Below are 20,307 nucleotides of genomic sequence, written 5' to 3' on the forward strand. Positions count from 1 at the left end.
GAATTAGGGGTAGTCCAGCGCTCTTGACGGCCTAGTTGAGAAAATCGTCGCGTTTGACCCGGTCTACACGCTGGTGGCTGCTGTCGTCGAGTTCAACGGCGGCTAAAACTTTGAGGCTGGCGCGATCGCAGAGCACAAAATCGAAGTGTTTAGCCGATATCTTGTTGAAAGCCCGCTGCCAGTCGCCTCGGTTGTCAGTCTGAGGCTTGAGCACATCGGCAACGCGCACCTTGCCAAAGACGAGATACTGACTTTGGGTCGCATTCTGCAACGCGTGGTAGAAAGTAGTCTCCGCTTGGGTGAACAGATACTTTTGATAGCTGTAGGAGTAGGACTGAGCGGTGTCAGTTCCGTGCGCTTGGGTCGGCTTAGGCGAGGTGGAGTTGGCCTGGCGGCTGAGGAGGGCGATCGCCACAAATCCAACCCCAGCGCAAATCAGTAACAGAACAATCAGCGATGACACGTTTTTAACGACCCTTGACGGATGCTGGGCCCAGCATGCCCGACTCAACCCTCCTGGCCTCAGGGTCGTTAAATTATTGCTAGAACGAAAAACCCCTCAATGTTTCTTTGTGAAGGAACCGGATTTCGTTGCGAAACGGCCTTGTTTTCCCTACACCACCCTTTGATTTCCTTAGGATCTGGGTTTAGACCGTTTGCCGCTGGAACGCTCGATGAAACTGCTGGTGATAGAATCCGAACTGCTGGTTGCTCAGGCTCTAAAGCTGCTGCTGGACAGCGTAGCGTGCGCGGTGGAGGTAGCCTGTATTGACCCCCGCGTCACCCACAGCGACATTGCCAGCCTAATCGTCAAGGGACCATATGACTTAGTCATTCTCGATGGGGCTGTGGGGTTGAGTCTGGGGCCAGAGTTGCGCGCCCATCTGCCCCAAAGTCGCCTACTGCTGTTGACGAGTGAGGCCCTAGACACCCCGCTCTGGGCCACAGAAACCTTGAGAAAACCCTTTGAAGCGGTAGATCTCGTTGCTCGGGTGAGTGCTCTAATCGGTAAGCCCACCGCCTTAATTAGCCCCGTGGCTGAGCTGAGCCGCTGCAAACGGCTAGAGCTTTCCCTCAAGGCGTCGGAGGCGAAGCTCAGCAGCATTTTAGACAGCTCGATCGCGGCGATCGCCAGCTTTCAAGTCTATGCTGATGGCTGCTGGGAGCATGTATATTGGTCTGCCGGGTGCGAGCATCTGTTTGGCTACCCTCGTAGCGTCTACGACGACAAACAGTTTTGGCTGGCCCAGGTGCATCCCGACGATCGCGATCGGGTGATTATGCCCCTATTTAAAGACTTTTTTGCCGGTGGTCAGACCACCGCTGAATACCGATTTCGCCATCAGGATGGCACAATGCGCTGGGTTCACAGCGACTTTGCTTCGCGCGAGATTGCCGCTGGCTTTTGGGTGGTGACTTCTGTTAACTACGACATTACCGAGCGCAAGCAGCTAGAGCGCGATCGCGATCGGTTCTTAGCGGTGGGGTTTGATCTGCGCACGATTAGCGATCGCAGCGGCTACTTTCGCTGGGTCAGCCCTACCTTTGAGCAGGCCCTGGGCTGGACCGCCGCCGAAATGACCGCTGTTCCCTGGCGTGACTTTGTCCACCCCGACGATTTGGCAGCCTCTGTCAACGAAACTACCGCGATCTTCGAAGGGCGCAACACCTTGGCCTTTGAGAATCGCTACCGCCACAAAGACGGCTCCTACCGCTGGCTGCTGTGGAAGGCGCGGCTTCATGCCGACGACGATCGGATCTATGGCGGCGCGATCGACATTACCGAGCGCAAACGCTCCGAGGCCGCCCTGCGCGACTCAGAAGAAAAGTATCGCCTGCTGTTCAACTCTATGGACGAGGGGTTTTGCGTCATCGAGATGATTTTTGACGAGAGCGATCGCCCCATTGACCATCGCTTTCTCGACATCAACCCCACCTTTGCCCAGCAGACCGGCCTGATCGATGCCAAGGGCAAACGCGTCCGCGAAATGGTGCCCAACCTCGAAACCCACTGGTTTGAAAAGCTGGGCCGAGTGGCGCTCACCGGTGAGCCCGTGCGCTTTGAAGATCACGCCGAAGAAATGGAGCGCTGGTTCGACGTATTTGGCTTTCGCTTCGGCGCACCGGAACTGCGTCAGGTGGCGGTGCTGTTTCGCAATGTCACCGAGCGGCGGCAGGCCGACGCCGCCCTTAAGGAGAGCGAGCGCAAGCTGCGGGCCATCTTTGACAGCACCTTTGAGTTTATTGGTCTGCTTAAAACTGACGGCACCGTGCTCGACGTCAACCGCACGGCCCTGAGCGTGATTGCGGCTGAAGCCGAGGCGGTGATTGGCCAGCCCTTCTGGCTCACCCCCTGGTGGGATCACTTTCCTGAGCAGCGGGAGCGCCTGCGGCAGGCGATCGCCCGCGCCGCCCTGGGCGACACCATCCGCATGGAAAACCAGCACATCTGGGCCGATGGCTCCACCGCCTGGGTCGACTTCTCCATTAAGCCAGTTCTAGATGAGCAGGGTCAGGTGATTATGCTGGTGCCCGAGGGGCGCGATATCACTGGGCGCAAAACCGCCGAGCGCAAAATTCGCGAACAGGCGGCCCTGCTCGATATCGCCTCCGACGCCATCACCGTGCGCGACCTCGACCACCACCTGCTCTACTGGAACCGGGGGGCCGAGCGCCTCTACGGCTTTGCCGCCGAGGAGGTGGTGGGCCAGGTGGCCTACGACCTGCTACGCAGCGAAACCGCCCAGCACGGCGAGATGATGCCCGCCCTGCTAGAGCGCGGCGAGTGGCGCGGCGAACTCGACCGGTTTACTAAAACCGACCAAGCGGTGACCGTCGCCGCCCGCTGGACCCTGGTGCGCGACGAAGCTGGGCGGCCCAAGTTTATTCTCACGGTCGAGACCGACATTACCGCTAAAAAGGCTCTAGAGGCGCAGTTTTACCAGGTCCAGCGAGTTGAGAGTCTGGGGCGGTTGGCCAGCGGCATTGCCCACGACCTCAACAACGTATTTACCCCGATTGTCACGATCGCCCAACTGCTGCGCCTCACCCAGCATCACCTCAGCGACAAAGCTCAAGATCATCTGCGACTGCTGGAAGAGAGCGCCAAGCGCGGGGCCAGCATGGTGCAGCAAATTTTGTCAATTACTCGCAGCAGCAGCGGCACGCGCACGGAGGTCAATTTGGGGCCGCTGCTGCAAGATCTGGGGCACATCTTGCAGCAGAGTTTTCCCAAGCACATAGACCTGCACCTGCCGAAGCCAACTTTGGCCAGAGGCCAAGAGCTGCGGGTCAGCGTTGACCCAACCCACCTGCACCAGGTGCTGATGAACCTGTGCGTCAACGCCCGCGACGCTATGCACGAGGGCGGTAGGTTGACCCTGGCGGCGGAGCTGGTAACGGTGGATGTGGCCCTGGCTCAAGCCCACCTCGATGCTCATGCGGGGCAGTATGTGCGGCTGACGGTAGCCGACACGGGCACGGGCATTGACCCAGAGCTGCGCGATCGCATCTTTGACCCTTTCTTTACCACCAAAGCACCGGGCCAGGGCACCGGGCTGGGGCTGGCCACGGTGTTGGGCATTGTTAAGGCCAGCGATGGCTTTGTGCAGGTGGTCAGCGAGGTGGATGAGGGCACCCAGATGCAGGTCTATCTGCCGGCCCTCACCCAGCCCTCGGTCAGCGATGCCCCCGAGGCCGACGGGCCCGGCGCTCCCCAGCAAGGCCGGGGGGAACTGCTGCTGGTGGTAGAGGACGATGCCTCGGTGCAAGATTCGGTGCGATCGCTGCTGCTCAGCTACAACTACCGCATTGTGATGGCCAGCAATGGCTTCGAGGCGCTGGACTGCTTTGTTCAGCAGCCGACCTCCCTGGTGGTGGTCGATATGATGATGCCGGGCATGGATGGCATTACCCTGATTCAGCGGCTTAAAGCTATGCAGCCCAGCGTTAAAATTATTGGCACCAGTGGCTTGCCCACCTATCAGGAGAAGGCGCTGGCTGCTGGAGCCAGCACCTTTTTGCTCAAGCCCTACGACCTCAGCGACCTGCTCGACGCGATCGCCCTGCTGCTGCATTAGCCCGCTAAGGGAAGCTCGTTTAACAGCCCCGTGGCGGTACTCGGCTACCCGCATTAATGCGGTTAAGGTTGTTGAGGTTTAGCAAGGCGCTGCCATAGCGCACTACGCTGGGGCTAACCTGGCGACCTCGACGCACTTGCAAATAGCTGCTGGGTCCAAAACTTTGAAATGTCTCTCCGGTGCTGAGGACTTTAGCCCCCTGCAAATTTTGAACCGCAAAGCCCGATATCGTATTGCCACTTACCTGGCCTTGCACACAAATCGCTTCCCCATCAACATAGCCAAATACCCCTGTAATAGCGCTGCCCCGCTTGCTGAAAGTAAAGGTGACGCCACCGTTTGCAAGTAACGCCGCATCGGAGACAACACTGCTGCTAGGGGTGCTGTTCCAGTAGCGGTAGGTACCGTCTGGAAAATCTTGCACTCGGCTGAGGGCAGGCCGTGGTTCTGGGTTAGGTTCTGATATGACTTGGGCTTGGGTAATCAGCATCACCGTTTCTGTGTCAGCGCATTCGGGATCGCCTTGACACGAAGCCGCTTGGATGTCGCCCATTTCATAGGTAAATCGTACCTGCTCGCCAACGAGATTTTGCTCACAAATCTCAAAGTCGGCAAATTCTGTAAACGTTTCTCCCTCGTCATTTACCACTTCGACATAACAGGCGCGATCGCCCACATTTAAGCTTTGAACAGTGCCTATAGCAGGCTGCTGAGCCTTGCTGGGCTGTATTGATAGTAGGGGTAAGCCCAGCGCTAATAGTGCGATTGAGAGCAAGAAGTTTGTTTTTTTATGTAGCATAGTTTGGTAGACGTAGAATGGTTATTGACAAGTAGACATCCCCAATTAAACATGACTCTGATTCGCTAAAAGCATTCCTATGCGGTTCTTAATAGAGATAATCAAATAGGACGACCTACCATCAAAAAACTGATTTAACATAGAGTATAGGTAAGATAGTTTGATTGCGAGGTGCTTGACCTAACCAAGGCTGCGACTCTGCTGTAATATAATCGATCAAAATTTGTGCCCAGCTGGTGGAGAATGAATCCATTTGAGCGTGTAGCTTGATAAGCAAACACGCGTGTCTTAGAAAACGTAGGATGCGTTGTCGGCTTTAGAGTTGTTGCAATCCTCAGCTTTCCTTCGGATCGCAACGAACCATTTTTTCATAGGGCGATTTACTAACAAGTGCTATGCAATGGATAAGCAACAATTATTGCCGTAGATATAAGACTATAGGTTGTCGCTGATAGCGATCGCTAGACAGAGAGAATCACAAGAATCGTTTACAGTCAGCAGTAGCGCTTATCCCTCTTGAGAGAGCCCCACAAAGTATCAGGGTTTGTTACAGTCACAGAGATAGTAAGAATGGCAAGCGCATGTTTTTCAGCCAAGCTTCTACATCGCAATCCCAGTTGCATGAGCATTCTGTTGATCTGGGGGATTGCAAGATTTTTTATACCCTGGGCGGGCTGAAGTTAGACTCAGTTCCTATCGTGCTTCTGCACGGTTGGGGAATTTCTGTTGTGCCTTATCATGAAGTCCTGACCCTCCTGGCACAGCACCATCCTGTAATTGCTCCTGATTTGCCCAGTTTTGCCCGCTCGCCCTACTCCAACCTCATTCCCGATTACGACGGCTACGCTAAACTTCTACTTTCGTTTCTGGATGCCTTAAATCTTCAACAAGTACACCTGGTAGGGCACTCGTTTGGAGGAGGAATTTCAATTGCTTTATCTGCTCTTGCTCCAGACAGAATAAAAAGTTTGATTCTAGTAGATAGTACCGGCATTCCGACTGTATCTATCCCAGAGATAATACCAAGAAGGGCGATTGAAATGACAGCCCAATTGCTTCTTCCAAGACTAAGATTAAAATTGGTTGATATTCCCCGAGTCTTCTCCCATAACCTTTTGTTTAACACGGGAAACGTTATTCAAGCGTTACTACTTTCCTTACAGGTAAATCTGAAACATTTACTGCCAAAAATTAAAGCTCCTTGCTTATTGTTATGGTCAGAAAAAGACCTGACTGAACCGATAAGTGTCGCACGGGAGATGGCTGCAATAATTCCAGATTCCAGATTAGTTACTGTAGAGGAAGGCTGGCACGAATGGGGACTCTGGTATCCCGAGAAATCTACATCTCTCATGCTTGACTTTATTCATCAAGTCGAGCGTACCAACGCAGTTACGACAGGCTTTGCTTAAATTAGGGAGCGATCGGCAAACGTAAGGTGCTTTGTCAGCTTTAGGATCGTTGTAATCCTCAGCATTTAGCAGAGATCTGTCTGATTCATCCCACTTTTATGAAGATGCTGTTGACTTTTTTGTAAACCTTTCAACAAAGAGGAATATTGGGGTTCAATTTTATCGTCCACGCCTAGGTAATTCATTGTGTGAGTCACCGGAAGTGTATACGGTTGATTGGCTAGTGTCCTTTTCTCTTGAGGAGTTAGCTCCCATCAAAGACTTTCTCTCCATGAGGGACGTAAACGGGTTCAACAGCGAAAATCAGACATTTTCACCGACGTCCATTCCATATCCTTTTAGCGTTGGGTAGATTTTGCGTATCTACCTGATGCTTTTGTACTTCAGAGCCCATAGGGCTCGGGTTGAAGGGCCACTTGGTTAGCAATCGCCTCATAGAGCCGGTCTGATATGAGCGTGTAGGCCTCATCGGTTAACCCCGCTGGGCTTTGAAACGCCTGCCCCGCAAAGTCTTCATAGAGCGGGTAAAAATTCAACACCTGAGCATTGGCTGACTGGGTCTTGGCCTGGTTAGCAACAGCAGCTAAGCCTGCAAAACCAGTGCGCATTTGCTCCAGGTAAGCATTGTCTAATTCGCCCAAAATCGCCGATTCTTCAGGAGTCAAAGACTCTGGTTTGCGACTAGAGATCTCTGGCTCAATGGCGATGATGAGACGCTTTTTATTGGCTGCGGCCCAGCTCACCATCTGCCGCATGTGGCGACCGTAGCGATCGATGCGCTGTTCGAGTTCGGCTTGGTCGGCGGGCAGGCGATCGCTGAGGGTGGCATCCAAAGTGGGTGAGTAGAGATTGAGCGGTTCTGCCAGGCGCGGCTCTGCTTGCTGGCTTTGCAGACCGTAGCGTTTGATGCCCTGCACCACATAGAGCTGGTCAAACCAAGCCCGTGTCTGCTCACTCAGCTGAGCGCCAAACGACTGGCTTTCCCCGGTCAAATATTGCTCTAGCCCCGGCACATCGCTGCCCCGGTCGGCGCTAGGCAACATCAGGTCGGCGTAGCCCCCCATCACCACTACAAAGTCTGGATTGTAAGCGGCCACCCGCTGGGTCAGCATGGCCAGCGCATTGCCCGATGCGTAACCGGGTACGGCTGCATTCACAACTCGATATTGCCCATCGCGAATGCGCGGTGGCAGCGCTAGGGCTTTTTGCACCTGGTCAGCCCGAAAGGGCAGCGCACTGGGCTGAAACTGCCCAGGGTTAGCCCGCTGCTGGGCGACTTGATCGTTGAGCCGGGTTTCTAACTTGCTGGCAAAGGTGGTTTGGTTGTTGGAGCTAAGCTGCCCAAAAGCCGTCGAACCACCGAGGACAAAAATTCTAATCTCCCCTGCTGCCTTGGCGCTGGGCACGGCTTCTTCGTCTCGAAAGCCGCTGTCGTTGATCTGCCAAAAATTGCTCTGCTGGTTGCCCGCCAGCCGATAGCCCAATAGGGGGTCGCGCAGCGCGTTCAACTTGCCGTCGCTGGGCAGACCCGCGTAGGGCTGGCCATTTCGGCTGACAAACCGCAGATGGTAAGAATCAATGACATCAGAGGCCGGATTAGCGGTGAAGCGATCGCTGGTGCCCGTGGCGTGGGCTACCAGTCGCGTTAGCAACTCAATGCCAACAGGAATGCCAATCAGCAGCAGCAGAAACAGCGCCAACCGTAAACGGCGACGCGGCTTCTTCCTTTTGTATTGGTAACTGCTGTACATAAATTCCGCCACTCTCAAGTCCTACACATCAATAGGCAAATTAGCAGATCGATTGTAGGCGATCGCCGCCCCTTTGCTCGAATGGCCCTCAAATTGCAGTCAAACTTGGCACAGTCCATTATGAAGAGTCCAGGCCACGAGTTTAACCCCTTAACGTAGAAGCCAAAAGGGCAGCTTATGTTCCGCAACGCGCCAAATTGCTCAAAATCTACATAAATCAGGCGCGGCTAGCCTACCTGAGCGAGTGCTTTAAAGGTGAGCCACTGTAGCTTTTAGTCATCTATTGATACCACTTGCCTTTCTTAAAAAGCGGGATTTAGGGAGATCTTCACTTCTGCTACAAAAAACAGAACTTACCAATTGCCTTCTGATACAAAATCCGCCTTGAAAGATCCCGGTTCAAAACGGAGATCTCGTAGGGGTATTGCACTGCAATGCCCCTACAAACCGGGTGTAACCAAATAGGATTCGGTATGAAGAATATTCTATTAGTGTAGTGCTTATTTACTCCAGACAGAGGATTGTAAGATTCTCTCAAGTGAGATAAATAGCCTGATCTGTAAACTCTTTGACAGGCGGCAGATCAGGTAATCAAATATCTCTAGGGCTGTAAAAAACAACTTTAAAACAACCATGATCTCGCGACTTGTAAAAAGCAAAATAATTAATTTCATTTCCCCCAGCTTCAGGGTGCTGGGGGAATAAAGATAGAGTGATCTGCAAAGCGTCTAGACGAACATGGCAGTTTTGGTCGTTAGACCCCTAGACTGGCGCGGGTGCGGGAGCCGACAACGCCATCGGCGGTTAAGCCTCGGCTGGCTTGATACTGGCGCACGGCGCGATCGGTGCCGGGGCCAAACACCCCATCGGCTACTACCGAAAATCCGGCGCGGGCGATCGCCTGCTGCACAGCCCGCACATCGTTGCCTCGGGTATAGGGGTTGGCCAACCGCAGCACTCGTATAAAGGAGGGCGAGGTCGGGGTGGGTGGGGTGGTGGCCTGCTGTTGTAGCCTTGTCCAGGTTTCGGGACCGACGACGCCATCGGCGGTCAGACCTCGGCTGGCTTGAAACTGGCGCACGGCGCGATCGGTGCCAGGGCCGAAGATGCCGTCGGCGGTGACGGCAATGCCCTGGCGGCTGAGGGCCTGCTGCAGCGTCAGCACGTCGCTGCCCGAGGTGAGCGGGTTGGTGAGCCGCAGCAGCCGGTTTTGGGCAAGGGATGGGGCAGGAGGCGACTGTTGCAGCCGCGCCCAAGTTTGGGGGCCAACAACACCATCAGCCGGAAGGCCCTGCGATCGCTGAAACTGCTCGACGGCGATCGCCGTCGCCGGACCAAAATATCCGTCCGCAACTAGATTTGCCCCCCAGCGCACCAGCGCCTGCTGCACCTGCTGCACATCCTGACCATTGGTGTAGGGGTTGGTGAGGGATAGCAGTCGCGGTCCCGATGCTGTCGGTACCCCGCCGCCGCTGCCCGATACTGCGGGTCGGTTGGCTAGATAGGCCTGGGCCTCTTGGCTCAGGTAGCGGTTGCCGCTGGGAGTGCGACCGCCCGCTAGATAACGCTGCCCGGCGGTGCTGAGGGCTACCCCCGGCGTGCCTGCTAAAAACACATTGGCCTCCGATAGGCGGCGGCGCAGCAGCCCTTCCTCCACATTGGTGCCAGGGTTACGGTAGAGAATAAGGGCCGCCTCAAGGTTCTGCCACTCCTGATTGCGCAGCACCCGCGAAATGGTTTCAAAACCGCTGGACCCGTAAAAGTAGGCGCCCAGATTGTAGGCAAAGCTGAGAATCGCCCCCCGCTGGTTGTCATTCATCGTTGACCAGGTGGGAATGCGCTCCTGCGGCGGTAGATAGTTGTTGGCGACTTGCCGCATTAGTAGCTCGTCGGCCTCTTCTCGGGTGATGCGATCGCCCAACTTAAAGGGCTGGCCATTCTTATCGCGGGTTGAGCCCCAGCCGATGGTGATGGGCAAATTCCCGGTCTTGGGGTCTGGATAGGCTTGTAAACTCAAGCCCTCAAAAGTTTTGATCAGGTCTAGACCTGGCGTGGGCACCCCAGCCATAGCAATTACCTCGCGGAAAACGTTAGAACTTACCGCAAGTGTATCTAGACTCTGGGATGTCTTCGCTAGACCAAACGGCTAGGTCCGGCCTTAAACCGCTAGCCTCCCTACCCGAGGGCTAGGGCCAAAGGGTGCCGGTGGGACGACAGTGGCTAAAAACCTCGTGCCAGTTCACCACTGAGCCGATCACAGCGATCGCCGGAGCTTCAAACCCCGTCTCTGCCACCTGGGCCACGATGGTAGTCAGCGTGCCAATCAGTGTTTCTTGTTGCGGGTAGGTGCCCCAGCGAATTAGCGCCACGGGGGTATCGGCGCTAAGGTCGGCCGCGAGCAGCTCGGCGGTAATCGTCCCTAGGTTGTGAATGCCCATGTACACCACAATGGTTTCAGACCCCTGTGCCAGAGCGCGCCAGTTCACCCTCGGTCGATACTTGCCGGCCGACTCATGGCCGGTCACAAAAGTCACCGACGAACTCTGGCTGCGGTGGGTCACCGGAATGCCCGCATAGGCCGGCACCGCGACTCCAGCCGTAATGCCCGGCACCACCTCCACCCGAATGCCGGCTTCTATCAGGGCGGCCATTTCTTCGCCGCCGCGTCCAAACACAAAGGGATCGCCCCCTTTGAGGCGCACTACCACAGCGTGGGCCTTGGCCTGATCAATGATCAGCTGATTGATTTCCTCCTGCCCTAGGGAATGGCGACCGCGTCGCTTGCCCGCGTTGATCACCGTGGCCTGGGGGTTAATCATGGCCAAGATAGGAGCGCTTACTAAGGCGTCGTGGATGACCACATCAGCGCACTCCAGCAGCCCCTTGCCCCGCAGCGTAAACAGGCCCGGATCGCCCGGCCCTGCGCCGACCAGGTAAACCATGCCGTAGGGTTGGCCCCCCTGGGGCTGAACTGTAGGCCGAGAAGCTGCCGACACCATAGGCGTGATAAATCCAAACAAAAGGCAAAGAGGCTGGCTGAGGAAATTGGCCATTCCCTAGGGTAGACCGTTGCCGACCCAAGGTAGCGATCGCTGTGTCTAAGATACGAGCGACGACGGGTGAACCGCGTGGCGAAAGGCCACGCGCTGCATTGGCACCAGCGCCTGCTGAGGCTTGGTCGGTATGCGATCGAGGGCAAGGTCAATCACCAGGTTGGCCAGTTCGGGCGAAGGCCCCAGCGGCGGCAGCAGATGAAACCCCATTCGAGGAAAGCGCTCGGCCAGCTCTTCGGTGTGGTGGGTAATGGCATCGGTGGTGCTGCCCGCAAACAAGAAATAGGGCAAAATTGCCACCCGCTGCACCCCACTCTGCATATAGTGAATCACTTGGGTGTCTAGACTGGGAGCGACAGCCCAAAAGGCGGCAGTGCCCCCCAGCCCCTGAGCCAGGGTGTAAATAGGAGCATTGCCCCCGGGTCGGCGGCTGCCGTGGGACAACACAATTAGCGCTTCGGTGGCGGTGGTGCTTAGCTTGTGGCGCAGAAGACCTATAAGACCGGGATGGCTGCCCAAGTGCGGGCAGATCTCTAGGTTTAGGTCCGGCAGCTCGTGACGGGCCAGCTCGACCTCCGCTGGAATGTCTTCCATCACGTGGACGCCAGCCAGCAAAAACAAGGGGAGCACCCGCACGCGATTGACCCCGGCGGCCTGAGCCCGCTGGCTAAAGGCGACAATTTGCTGATGCAGCGGCACGGCTCCAACTTCAAGGCAGGCGGTGCCCACTAGGGGACCATTCACCGTCTCGGGCTGAGAGACTCGGCTGCGAAAAATACCGGCTTCTTCCCCAAGAGGGCTAGTCGTGCTGGGACGCAGCCAGTCTAACGCTGGAGCCCGCCGTAGAAATGATGCCGCCTGACTAGTCGCCGATCGCTCCATTGCCGCCCGTTCACCAAGCTCCATACGGCTATCTAGCTCCATACAGCTATCTGAACAGTTTGGGGGGCTCGGCTGGTTCCCCCATAGGCCAGGTTCCTGCGATCGCACGAAGTGAGCTAACCGCTCCATGCCTTGCCCGGGTCGTGGGTCGCGGCTACCGTGAGACACTAATAGATAAGCTGTCGATGCAGATGCAGACACAGGCAAACTCTAACTCTCTAAACAACAGCAGCAGGTCATCCACACACCGCTCAACCCTGGGGCTAGCGCACTACAGAGGGAAATCTTGCCGCCTTACAACAAGTAGTGCTGGCCCCTCATTATAAAGATTTAGTTCAAGGCGTCTGGTATCGTATCCATCAAAAGGTATGAGGGTTAGTTAGCTCGATATTTGGCAGCCCCAAGTAGCTCAGCTCCCAGACCCATTGTGGTAAAGTAAAAACTGGTTTGCGGGTGTAGTTTAGTGGTAAAACCTTAGCCTTCCAAGCTAATGATGGGGGTTCGATTCCCCCCACCCGCTTAGATGTTGTGCAGTGACTCACTATTTATCATCAGTAACGTATCAGTGTCGTTGAGGCCAGATTAATTTCATTGAGACATAGTGGTGTCGTCAAGCCGCTGGTGACACATTGTTTGTTTTCTAGGAAAAGCCTTTAGAAGGCTAAGGCTTTACCTTTCAACTTGCTTAAGGCCTTGTCGGCGCTGCTTTTTAAGCCATAATTTCTAGAATTTGCCGAAGTAGCAAGGTTGCAGGCCTTTCAGCTTCCCCTGTTTAGGGTGGTTGATTGTGACGGCAGCTTAAATAAACAATGCCTTCTGAGGCGAATTTAGGACAAAGGGTGAGCCTTGAACGATGAATGGAATAGCTAGCGGGAAAGACACCTTGCTGCATCCACAGGGGATAACCATTGACGTTGTGTAGCTGTAGGATGCGATCGCCCTATTTAGCCTCATGTGACCTGCCGGGCTAGCCGAGCAAAATAAATATACACCTACCCCCTTGACTCTCTAGCTCACTGGAAGCTTCACCATAGAGCCATACGAGTTCAAAGGCTTAGCCATGACGATTCAGCTGACTGTTCCTAACCTGGCCTGTTCTGCCTGTGTCAATACTGTCACTCAGGCAATTCAAGCAATCGATGCCACGGCCCAGGTGAATGCCGACCCCAAAACGAAGCAGGTCAACGTTACCACCGCAGCCTCAGAAACCGAGATTAAGCAGGCGATCACCACCGCCGGCTACACCGTTGCTTGAGCCCGCAGCCTACTCAAAATTTGAGGATCAAAGCGATGCAAAATCAAACCTTTAAGCTGCGGGGCATGAGCTGTGCCGCCTGCGCTAGCAATGTCGAAGCCGCCATTCGCTCGGTGCCCGGTGTCGATGTCTGTAACGTCAATTTTGGAGCTGAGCAAGCGGCTGTCACCTACAACCCTCGGCAAACGAATCCAGCCGAGATTCAGGCGGCGGTGGATGAGGCGGGCTACAAGGCCCAGCCCCTAGACGATGTTATGGCCCCAGAAGACGATGCCGAGCGGCGAGAGCGAGAAGCTGAAAACCGCAAACTCACTCGCAAAGCTGTGTTTAGCCTGGCGATCGCCGCCATTTTGGTGATCGGCTCGCTGCCGATGATGACGGGGTTGCCAATTCCCTTTATTCCGACGTGGCTGCACAACCCTTGGGTTCAGCTGGTGCTAACCACGCCCGTGCTGTTCTGGGCCGGGAACTCCTTTTACCTCAACGCCTGGAAAGCTCTCAAGCGCCACTCGGCCAGCATGGACACGCTAGTGGCCGTGGGTACCGGCACCGCGTTTCTCTACTCGCTGTTCCCTACCCTCTACCCCCAGTGGTTCATCGACCAAGGGCTCTATCCTGACGTGTACTTTGAAGCTGCTGCGGTGATTATCGCCCTGATTTTGCTGGGGCGACTGCTGGAGAACCGGGCCAAGGGCCAAACCTCCGAAGCCATCCGCAAGCTGATGGGGTTGCAGGCCAAAACCGCGCGGGTGATTCGCCGGGGTCAAGAAGTTGATATTCCCATTGCTGAGGTGGTGCTGGGCGACATCATTCTGGTGCGTCCTGGCGAGAAAATTCCGGTGGATGGCGAAATCGTCGAAGGCTCGTCCACCCTGGATGAGGCAATGGTGACGGGGGAAAGCGTGCCCGTGCAAAAGACCGTGGGCGACGAGGTGATTGGGGCAACCCTGAATAAAACCGGCAGCTTCAAGTTTCGCGCTACCCGCGTGGGCAAAGATACCTTCCTGGCGCAGATCGTCAAGCTAGTGCAGCAGGCCCAGGGGTCAAAGGCCCCGATTCAAAAGATGGCCGATCGCGTGACGGCCTGGTTTGTGCCGATGGTGATGGCGATCGCCATTCTCACCTTTATCGTCTGGTACAACGTCATGGGCAACGTCACCATGGCGCTGATTACCACCGTGGGCGTGCTGATTATTGCCTGCCCCTGTGCCCTCGGCCTGGCGACGCCGACCTCAATCATGGTGGGCACCGGTAAAGGCGCTGAGAATGGCATTCTGATCAAAGGAGCCGACAGCCTAGAGTTGGCCCACAAAATCCAAACCATCGTGCTGGACAAGACTGGGACAATTACCCAGGGCAAACCCACGGTGACCGATTACCTAACCGTAAACGGCACCGCTACCGAACTGCATCTGCTGAAACTGGCGGGATCTCTCGAACGCAACTCTGAGCATCCCCTGGCCGAAGCCGTGGTCAACTACGCTCAATCACAAGGGGTGACCCTAGAGAATTCCCAAAGCTTTGAGGCCATTGCTGGCAGCGGCGTTCAGGGCACTGTGTCTGGGCAGCGAGTTCAAATTGGCACCCACCGCTGGATGCAAGAACTCGGCATCGCCACCGATCGCCTACAGCAGCAGTGGGAGCGCACCGAATACCTGGGTCGTACCGTGGTGTGGTTGGCCGTTGATGGCCGGGTGAAAGCCATTTTGGGCATTGCCGATGCGGTCAAACCCTCCTCTGCCGCTGCCATTCGCACTCTGCAACGCATGGGCCTAGAGGTGGTGATGCTAACCGGCGACAACCGCCGCACCGCCGAGGTGATCGCCCGCGAAGTCGGTGTTACCCGCGTCTTTGCCGAGGTGCGCCCCGACCAAAAAGCCGCCCAGGTCGAAAGTCTGCAACGGGAGGGCAAGATCGTGGCCATGGTGGGCGACGGCATCAACGACGCGCCTGCGCTTGCTCAAGCCGATGTCGGCATGGCGATCGGCACGGGGACAGATGTGGCGATCGCCGCCAGTGACATCACCCTAATCTCTGGCGACCTGCACGGCATCGTCACCGCCATTCAGCTTTCCCGCGCCACTATGGCCAACATTCGCCAAAACCTGTTCTTCGCCTTCATCTACAACGTCGCAGGCATCCCGATCGCGGCGGGCATCCTCTATCCCATCTTTGGCTGGCTGCTCAGCCCGATTATTGCCGGAGCCGCGATGGCCCTCAGCTCCGTGTCAGTAGTGACGAATGCGCTACGGTTGCGGAATTTTCGGCCCAAGTTGCGAGGGTGATAGGGGTACGGGGTGATGGAGTGATTGGGTGATTTAAGTGTTGAATCCTCAATTACTCCCCAACTCCCCTACCCCATTACTCCCCCACTCCCTACTCCCTCACCCCCCATTCCCAGGTTCTTTCCCATGAAACTCAAACACCTTACCCTCAGCGGTTTCGCCAGTTTGGTCCTCACCACCACCCTTGCCAGCGGTACCCTAGCCCAAATGGACCATACGGGCATGGCTGAGTCCACTGGGCAGTTTCAGCGCATCGAACAACCCCTATGGTCTAGAGTTGCCGTTACCAGTGCTGGGCTAGGGCTGATCGGCCTCGAACTCTGGTGGTTCTTATTCAGCAAACCTAAGTCTCGCCAAGCTACGGCTACGGACGGTGTGCAGGAAGTCACCGTTACCGTCGATGGGGGCTACGATCCCAGCCACATCGTAGTGCAGGAGGGGCAGCCAGTGCGGCTGAATTTTTACCGCAAAGATCCCAGCAGTTGCTTAGAAGAAGTGCGCTTCCCTGATTTTCGCATTGCCCAGGTGCTGCCGGTAAATCAGACTACGGCAATCGAGTTCACCCCAACCCAGCCCGGTCGCTACGAGTTTGCCTGCGGCATGAACATGTTTCGCGGCACCGTCGAAGTGGTGGCCAATGGTGGTCAAGCCATCCTGCCTGAACCTATGACCGCCGTGAAATTTGCCCATTCCCCAGCTTATGCTGTAGATGCTGCCGCCGATGTGGGCTGACTCGCATCTGCTTTCACGTTCCAATTAGTGAAGAACACGGGCGTAGACTGGGTCGGCGCGAGTACCCTGGCAACGGGGATAAACCTGGCCAACCCCCTGAGGTGCCGCCAATTATGCTGATCTACGGTCTGTGTTTCATTGTCGGGGGCATTTTTGTCTTGTTGGCTGCCGTCGGCGGGCTGGATGGCGTAGACATCGACACCAATCTTGACTTCAATGTCGAAGCATCTGCCAGTGTTGACGACATTGACGCAGGCACCCAGATTGACCAAACGCTGACGGCTCTGCGCGATCGCTGGTGGCTGCCCTTTCTCAGCCTGCGGTTTTGGACCTTTGCCCTCTGCTTTTTTGGTCTGACGGGGCTATTGATCAACCTAGTACAGCCCAACTTAGCGGTCTGGTTAGGAACGCTAATTGCACTACTGATGGGTCTGTTTTGTGGGCTGGTGGCGGCGCTGGTGCTGCGATCGCTCGGTCGGCAGTCGGTTAGCAGCCTGATTCGTCCCGAAACCCTGACGGGCCAGATCGCCACGGTAGAAATTCCTTTCGATACCGACAGCCGAGGCAAAGTCAGCCTCAGCATTGCTGGCTCGACCGTCAGCTTTTTTGCCATTACCCAGGAAGACCGCGAGTTTCGCGTTGGCGAAACGGTGCTGGTGGTGGGGATGGAGCACAACAAGCTGTGGGTGGCCGCGGCTGAGGGGTTGAGGGAGTAGGGAGTGGGGGAGTGATGGAGTGGAGGAGTTAGAAAAGGCATCCTATCACCCTGTAACTCCATCACCCGATCACCCTATCACTCCCTCCCATTTTCAATATGGCCTGGTGCTAGCGATGACGACTCAAGGAAGAGGTTATGTATGGCGGATGGAATGACTAGAGCCGATACGGTGGCGATCGCGGAGGTGATGCCACCGGTGTCGGTGATTGGGCAGAGCGGGGGGCGGGCTTTGGGGGGGGGGGCGATCGCCGTCCTGATCTTCGTGGTGCTAATTACCATTTGGGGCGTCAACGCCCTGGTGCAGATCTGCGACCCCAACAAAATTTTGATTATCTCCGGGCGCAAGTATCGCCGGGCCGACGGGCAAACCCTGGGTTACCGGGTGATCTACGGCGGGCGAACCTTCCGCATTCCTATTCTCGAAACGGTCAAAACCATGGATTTGACCACCATGCCGGTGCCAATTGAGGTCACCAACGCCTACTCAAAGGGAGGCACGCCGCTGGATATTCAGGCGATCGCCAATGTCAAAATCGCTCGCGACGAGGTGCTGGTCGGCAATGCGATCGAGCGCTTTTTAGGCCGAGGTCGCGAAGAAATTTCTCGGGTGGCGCGGGAAACCCTGGAGGGCAACCTGCGTGGCGTGGTGGCCACCCTCACCCCCGAACAGTTGAACGAAGACCGGCTCCAGTTTGCCGAGCGCATCGCCAGCGACGTGCGTAACGACTTGGTCAAGCTGGGGTTGCAGCTCGACACCCTCAAAATTCAAAGCGTCGCCGACCAGGTTGACTACCTCAACTCCATTGGGCGGCGGCAGATCGCCAACGTGGTGCGCGATGCCGAAATTGCTGAATCTAACGCCGTCGCCGAAGCCGAGCAAATTGAAGCCGACAGCAGCCGCGAGGCCGAAGTCGCCAAAACCCAGGCCCGCACCGTAATTCAAGAAAAAGAAAACGAGCTGCGCCGCATCACTGCCGAGGTCGAAAAGCAGGCTCGCATCGAAGAAGAGCGCACCCTGACAGCCGCCGAAGAGGCCCGCGCCCGCGCCCAGCGAGAACTTCAAGCGATTCGCGCCCATTTGGAACAGGCCCGCCTAGAGGTGGAAAAAGTGCTGCCCGCCAAGGCCCAACAGCGCGCTCAAGAGTTTCAGGCCCGAGGGGCCGCCGCCACCCTCGAAGAAAACGCTAAGGCCTCGGCCCAAGCCAGCCAAATGCTGGTTCAGGTCTGGCAAGAAACGGGAGTAGATGCCTCCCAGATCTTTTTGGTGCAGCAGCTCGAAATGGTGCTCAAAGAGGCGGGGCGAATTCCCGGTCGCCTGCACCTAGGGCAAGTGAACGTAATTGACAACGGCGACGGCAAGGCGATTGCATCGCTACTCAACGCCTACCCCGAAATGGTGAAGCAGTTTCTGCGTCAGTCCGAAGACATCCTCGGTATTCCTCTAGCCGCTATCTCTCCCCTCACCCCCTCGGCCCCTACTCCCAAATCCCTACCCTCGGAGCAAACCCCATGAGCCTAATCTTCACCCTCCTGGTGGTCATGTTTGGGGCCACCGGCAGCCTGCTGCTGATCATCAAAAATCTCTACTACATCTGCCAGCCCAGCGAAGTGCTGATCTTTGCGGGCGATCGCCGCACCGTCGGCGATGGGCACAGCGTCGGCTATCGCTTGGTTAAGGGCGGCAGCAGCATTCGCAAACCCCTACTCGAAAAGACGTTCCGCATGGAACTCACTAACATGATCATCGAGCTGAAGGTGGCCAGCGCCTACTCCAAGGGCGGCATTCCCCTCAACGTCGATGGCGTGGCCAACATCAAAATTGCGGGTGAAGAACCGGCGATTCACAATGCGATCGAGCGCTTGCTGGGCAAGAGCCGCGAGGAAATCGAAAAAATTGCTCGCGAAACTTTGGAGGGCAACCTGCGGGGCGTGCTGGCAACCCTCACCCCTGAGCAGGTGAACGAGGACAAGATGGCCTTTGTCCGCAACCTGCTCGACGAAGCCGACGACGACTTGGCTCAGCTCGGCCTGATTCTCGACAACCTGCAAATTCAAAACATCTCCGACGACGTCGGCTACCTAAACTCGATCGGGCGCAAGCAGCGGGCCGACCTGCTGCGCGACGCCCGCATCGCTGAGGCTGAGGCCAAAACCCAGTCGGCCCTGCAAGCTGCCGAAAACCTCAAGCGCACCTCCCTGCGCCAAATCGAGGCCAAAATAGAAACCACCCGCGCCGATGCCGATCGCCGTCTGCAAAACGCCCTCAGCCAGCGCCAGGCCGCCATCTCCGAAGCCGAGTCCGAAATTGCCGCCGAAGTTGCCCGTACCGAAGCCGAACTCGCCGTTCAGCGCGAACGCCGCAACCAGGTCGAGCAGCAGCTCCAGGCCGATGTGATTGCCCCCGCCGCCGCCTCTTGCCAGCAGGCCCAGGCCCGTGCCAAGGGCGACGCCGCCAGCATTGTCGAAGACGGTCGCGCCCGCGCCGAGGGCATTCGCGAACTGGCTACTACCTGGAAGGCCGCAGGCGACCACGCCCGAGAAATCTTCCTCTTTCAGAAACTGGAGTCGCTGCTGGCGAATCTGGTCGACACCGTGCCTGATGTGCAGGTCGAAAGCATCACCGTGATCGATCCGGGACGGGGCGGCAATGCTACCAAGCTGGCCTCGTTTATGGAGCAGATGAAGCAGACCACAGGGCTAGATTTGGCCCAGACGTTGCAAAATCTGGGCGGCTGCAGTGTTTCGCAAGGGGCATTAGCCACCAAACTAGACGCTGATACAAATCAGGACTAAGGCGTTTGTTAATGGTTAGTTTTTAAGATCACTACTTAACCCTCTACGCTGAGCGAGAATTAAAACGCTAAGACATTTGGGCTTGGAATAGGAGAATCTTTGTAGCCCGCGGCTGAGTTTACCAAGCCGCAATACTAGGCCTTGGCTCAAACTGGCAGGATGAAGGGCTGCTGGTAGGCGGCAACTGCGGCGAGCTGCCCCCATCCGCTTGGCCTAGTAGAGCCAGGTGGGTTAAGCACTGTTGAAATGTGGCCTGCGTCAGCGGCGGCAGACTCAAGGGCAAAGTGGTGGTGCAAAAGCCTAGGGCGATCGCGGCTACTGTTGTCCAAAAAATAGGGGTTTTCTCTTAACGCGGGCTGTCAGTAATCCTAGTCTGGAGAGAAATGACCGTATTTTCAACTAGTAGCTTAAGGGAGCAAATCAGGCTGACGGCCAGACCATTGCGATCGCCTGCCCAAATTATTCTGTACCCACTCAACACCACCTCTATTGAGAGGATCTGTCCTCACCTCAGAGAAATTACTGAACTTTGTATTAGAGAACAGCGC

At 56.3% G+C, this 20,307-nt stretch carries 14 protein-coding genes and 1 tRNA gene; 9 read left to right on the plus strand and 6 right to left on the minus strand.

Annotated elements, in window-relative coordinates; translation table 11 throughout:
- Positions 1–31: 31 nt before the first annotated feature.
- Positions 32–415: a DUF2726 domain-containing protein gene (locus NC979_RS01215; RefSeq protein WP_348253517.1), complete on the minus strand. Its 384-nt coding sequence runs from the start codon at positions 413–415 to the stop codon at positions 32–34.
- 259 nt (positions 416–674) lie between these two features.
- Here NC979_RS01215 and NC979_RS01220 point away from each other — a divergent pair, with 259 nt between their 5' ends.
- On the plus strand, positions 675–4,079 hold the full coding sequence (locus tag NC979_RS01220) for a PAS domain S-box protein (RefSeq protein WP_190522978.1): 3,405 nt from the start codon (positions 675–677) through the stop codon (positions 4,077–4,079).
- Between the two features lie 19 nt (positions 4,080–4,098).
- Here the strand turns inward: NC979_RS01220 and NC979_RS01225 are convergent, their stop codons facing one another.
- A complete protein-coding gene (locus NC979_RS01225) occupies positions 4,099–4,854 on the minus strand; it encodes a hypothetical protein (RefSeq protein WP_206755274.1) in 756 nt (251 codons plus the stop codon).
- A 605-nt stretch (positions 4,855–5,459) separates the two neighbouring features.
- Between NC979_RS01225 and NC979_RS01230 the strand changes: the two genes are divergently transcribed.
- Complete coding sequence (locus tag NC979_RS01230; RefSeq protein WP_190522982.1) at positions 5,460–6,290, plus strand: alpha/beta fold hydrolase; 831 nt, start codon at positions 5,460–5,462, stop codon at positions 6,288–6,290.
- Positions 6,291–6,673: 383 nt separating this feature from the next.
- Here the strand turns inward: NC979_RS01230 and NC979_RS01235 are convergent, their stop codons facing one another.
- From NC979_RS01235 to NC979_RS01250, 4 genes are all read right to left on the minus strand, one after another.
- Entirely contained in the window at positions 6,674–8,041 is a 1,368-nt protein-coding gene (locus NC979_RS01235; RefSeq protein WP_190522984.1) for an SGNH/GDSL hydrolase family protein, read from the minus strand.
- Positions 8,042–8,795: 754 nt separating this feature from the next.
- The gene (locus tag NC979_RS01240) at positions 8,796–10,109 is read right to left on the minus strand and encodes a peptidoglycan-binding protein (RefSeq protein WP_190522986.1); all 1,314 of its coding nucleotides are present in this window, start codon (positions 10,107–10,109) and stop codon (positions 8,796–8,798) included.
- Between the two features lie 118 nt (positions 10,110–10,227).
- A complete protein-coding gene (gene cobA / locus NC979_RS01245) occupies positions 10,228–11,040 on the minus strand; it encodes a uroporphyrinogen-III C-methyltransferase (RefSeq protein WP_190522988.1) in 813 nt (270 codons plus the stop codon).
- 99 nt (positions 11,041–11,139) lie between these two features.
- On the minus strand, positions 11,140–12,000 hold the full coding sequence (locus NC979_RS01250) for a CbiX/SirB N-terminal domain-containing protein (RefSeq protein WP_190522990.1): 861 nt from the start codon (positions 11,998–12,000) through the stop codon (positions 11,140–11,142).
- A 425-nt stretch (positions 12,001–12,425) separates the two neighbouring features.
- Between NC979_RS01250 and NC979_RS01255 the strand changes: the two genes are divergently transcribed.
- The 7 genes from NC979_RS01255 (at position 12,426) to NC979_RS01285 (ending at position 19,759) form a co-directional block, all read left to right on the plus strand.
- Positions 12,426–12,496 (plus strand) — tRNA-Gly (locus NC979_RS01255).
- Between the two features lie 540 nt (positions 12,497–13,036).
- On the plus strand, positions 13,037–13,231 hold the full coding sequence (locus tag NC979_RS01260) for a heavy-metal-associated domain-containing protein (protein ID WP_190522993.1): 195 nt from the start codon (positions 13,037–13,039) through the stop codon (positions 13,229–13,231).
- 35 nt (positions 13,232–13,266) lie between these two features.
- Positions 13,267–15,516 carry a heavy metal translocating P-type ATPase gene (locus tag NC979_RS01265; protein ID WP_190522996.1) on the plus strand — a complete coding sequence of 750 codons (2,250 nt, stop codon included), beginning with the start codon at positions 13,267–13,269 and terminating at the stop codon, positions 15,514–15,516.
- A gap of 126 nt (positions 15,517–15,642) precedes the next feature.
- Positions 15,643–16,248 (plus strand): cupredoxin domain-containing protein, encoded by a 606-nt coding sequence (locus tag NC979_RS01270; protein ID WP_190522998.1) that lies wholly within the window; start codon positions 15,643–15,645, stop codon positions 16,246–16,248.
- A 113-nt stretch (positions 16,249–16,361) separates the two neighbouring features.
- On the plus strand, positions 16,362–16,964 hold the full coding sequence (locus NC979_RS01275) for an NfeD family protein (protein WP_190522999.1): 603 nt from the start codon (positions 16,362–16,364) through the stop codon (positions 16,962–16,964).
- A 153-nt stretch (positions 16,965–17,117) separates the two neighbouring features.
- The gene (locus NC979_RS01280) at positions 17,118–18,479 is read left to right on the plus strand and encodes a flotillin family protein (protein ID WP_431191001.1); all 1,362 of its coding nucleotides are present in this window, start codon (positions 17,118–17,120) and stop codon (positions 18,477–18,479) included.
- Positions 18,476–19,759: a flotillin family protein gene (locus tag NC979_RS01285; RefSeq protein WP_190523001.1), complete on the plus strand. Its 1,284-nt coding sequence runs from the start codon at positions 18,476–18,478 to the stop codon at positions 19,757–19,759. Before NC979_RS01280 ends, NC979_RS01285 begins: the two co-directional genes overlap by 4 nt.
- Positions 19,760–20,307: the final 548 nt, after the last annotated feature.

Origin of the sequence: Leptolyngbya subtilissima AS-A7 (assembly GCF_039962255.1) — a bacterium.
Lineage (GTDB): Bacteria > Cyanobacteriota > Cyanobacteriia > Phormidesmidales > Phormidesmidaceae > Nodosilinea.

What these genes read in the sequence shown, in the direction of transcription:
- NC979_RS01240 (WP_190522986.1), bottom strand. Translation starts at nt 10,109, where the DNA reads ATGGCTGGGGTGCCCACGCCAGGTCTAGACCTGATCAAAACTTTTGAG.
- NC979_RS01270 (WP_190522998.1), top strand. Translation starts at nt 15,643, where the DNA reads ATGAAACTCAAACACCTTACCCTCAGCGGTTTCGCCAGTTTGGTCCTC.
- NC979_RS01260 (WP_190522993.1), top strand. Translation starts at nt 13,037, where the DNA reads ATGACGATTCAGCTGACTGTTCCTAACCTGGCCTGTTCTGCCTGTGTC.
- NC979_RS01280 (WP_431191001.1), top strand. Translation starts at nt 17,118, where the DNA reads ATGACTAGAGCCGATACGGTGGCGATCGCGGAGGTGATGCCACCGGTG.
- NC979_RS01230 (WP_190522982.1), top strand. Translation starts at nt 5,460, where the DNA reads ATGTTTTTCAGCCAAGCTTCTACATCGCAATCCCAGTTGCATGAGCAT.
- NC979_RS01235 (WP_190522984.1), bottom strand. Translation starts at nt 8,041, where the DNA reads ATGTACAGCAGTTACCAATACAAAAGGAAGAAGCCGCGTCGCCGTTTA.
- NC979_RS01285 (WP_190523001.1), top strand. Translation starts at nt 18,476, where the DNA reads ATGAGCCTAATCTTCACCCTCCTGGTGGTCATGTTTGGGGCCACCGGC.
- cobA (WP_190522988.1), bottom strand. Translation starts at nt 11,040, where the DNA reads ATGGTGTCGGCAGCTTCTCGGCCTACAGTTCAGCCCCAGGGGGGCCAA.
- NC979_RS01220 (WP_190522978.1), top strand. Translation starts at nt 675, where the DNA reads ATGAAACTGCTGGTGATAGAATCCGAACTGCTGGTTGCTCAGGCTCTA.
- NC979_RS01250 (WP_190522990.1), bottom strand. Translation starts at nt 12,000, where the DNA reads ATGGAGCTTGGTGAACGGGCGGCAATGGAGCGATCGGCGACTAGTCAG.
- NC979_RS01275 (WP_190522999.1), top strand. Translation starts at nt 16,362, where the DNA reads ATGCTGATCTACGGTCTGTGTTTCATTGTCGGGGGCATTTTTGTCTTG.
- NC979_RS01265 (WP_190522996.1), top strand. Translation starts at nt 13,267, where the DNA reads ATGCAAAATCAAACCTTTAAGCTGCGGGGCATGAGCTGTGCCGCCTGC.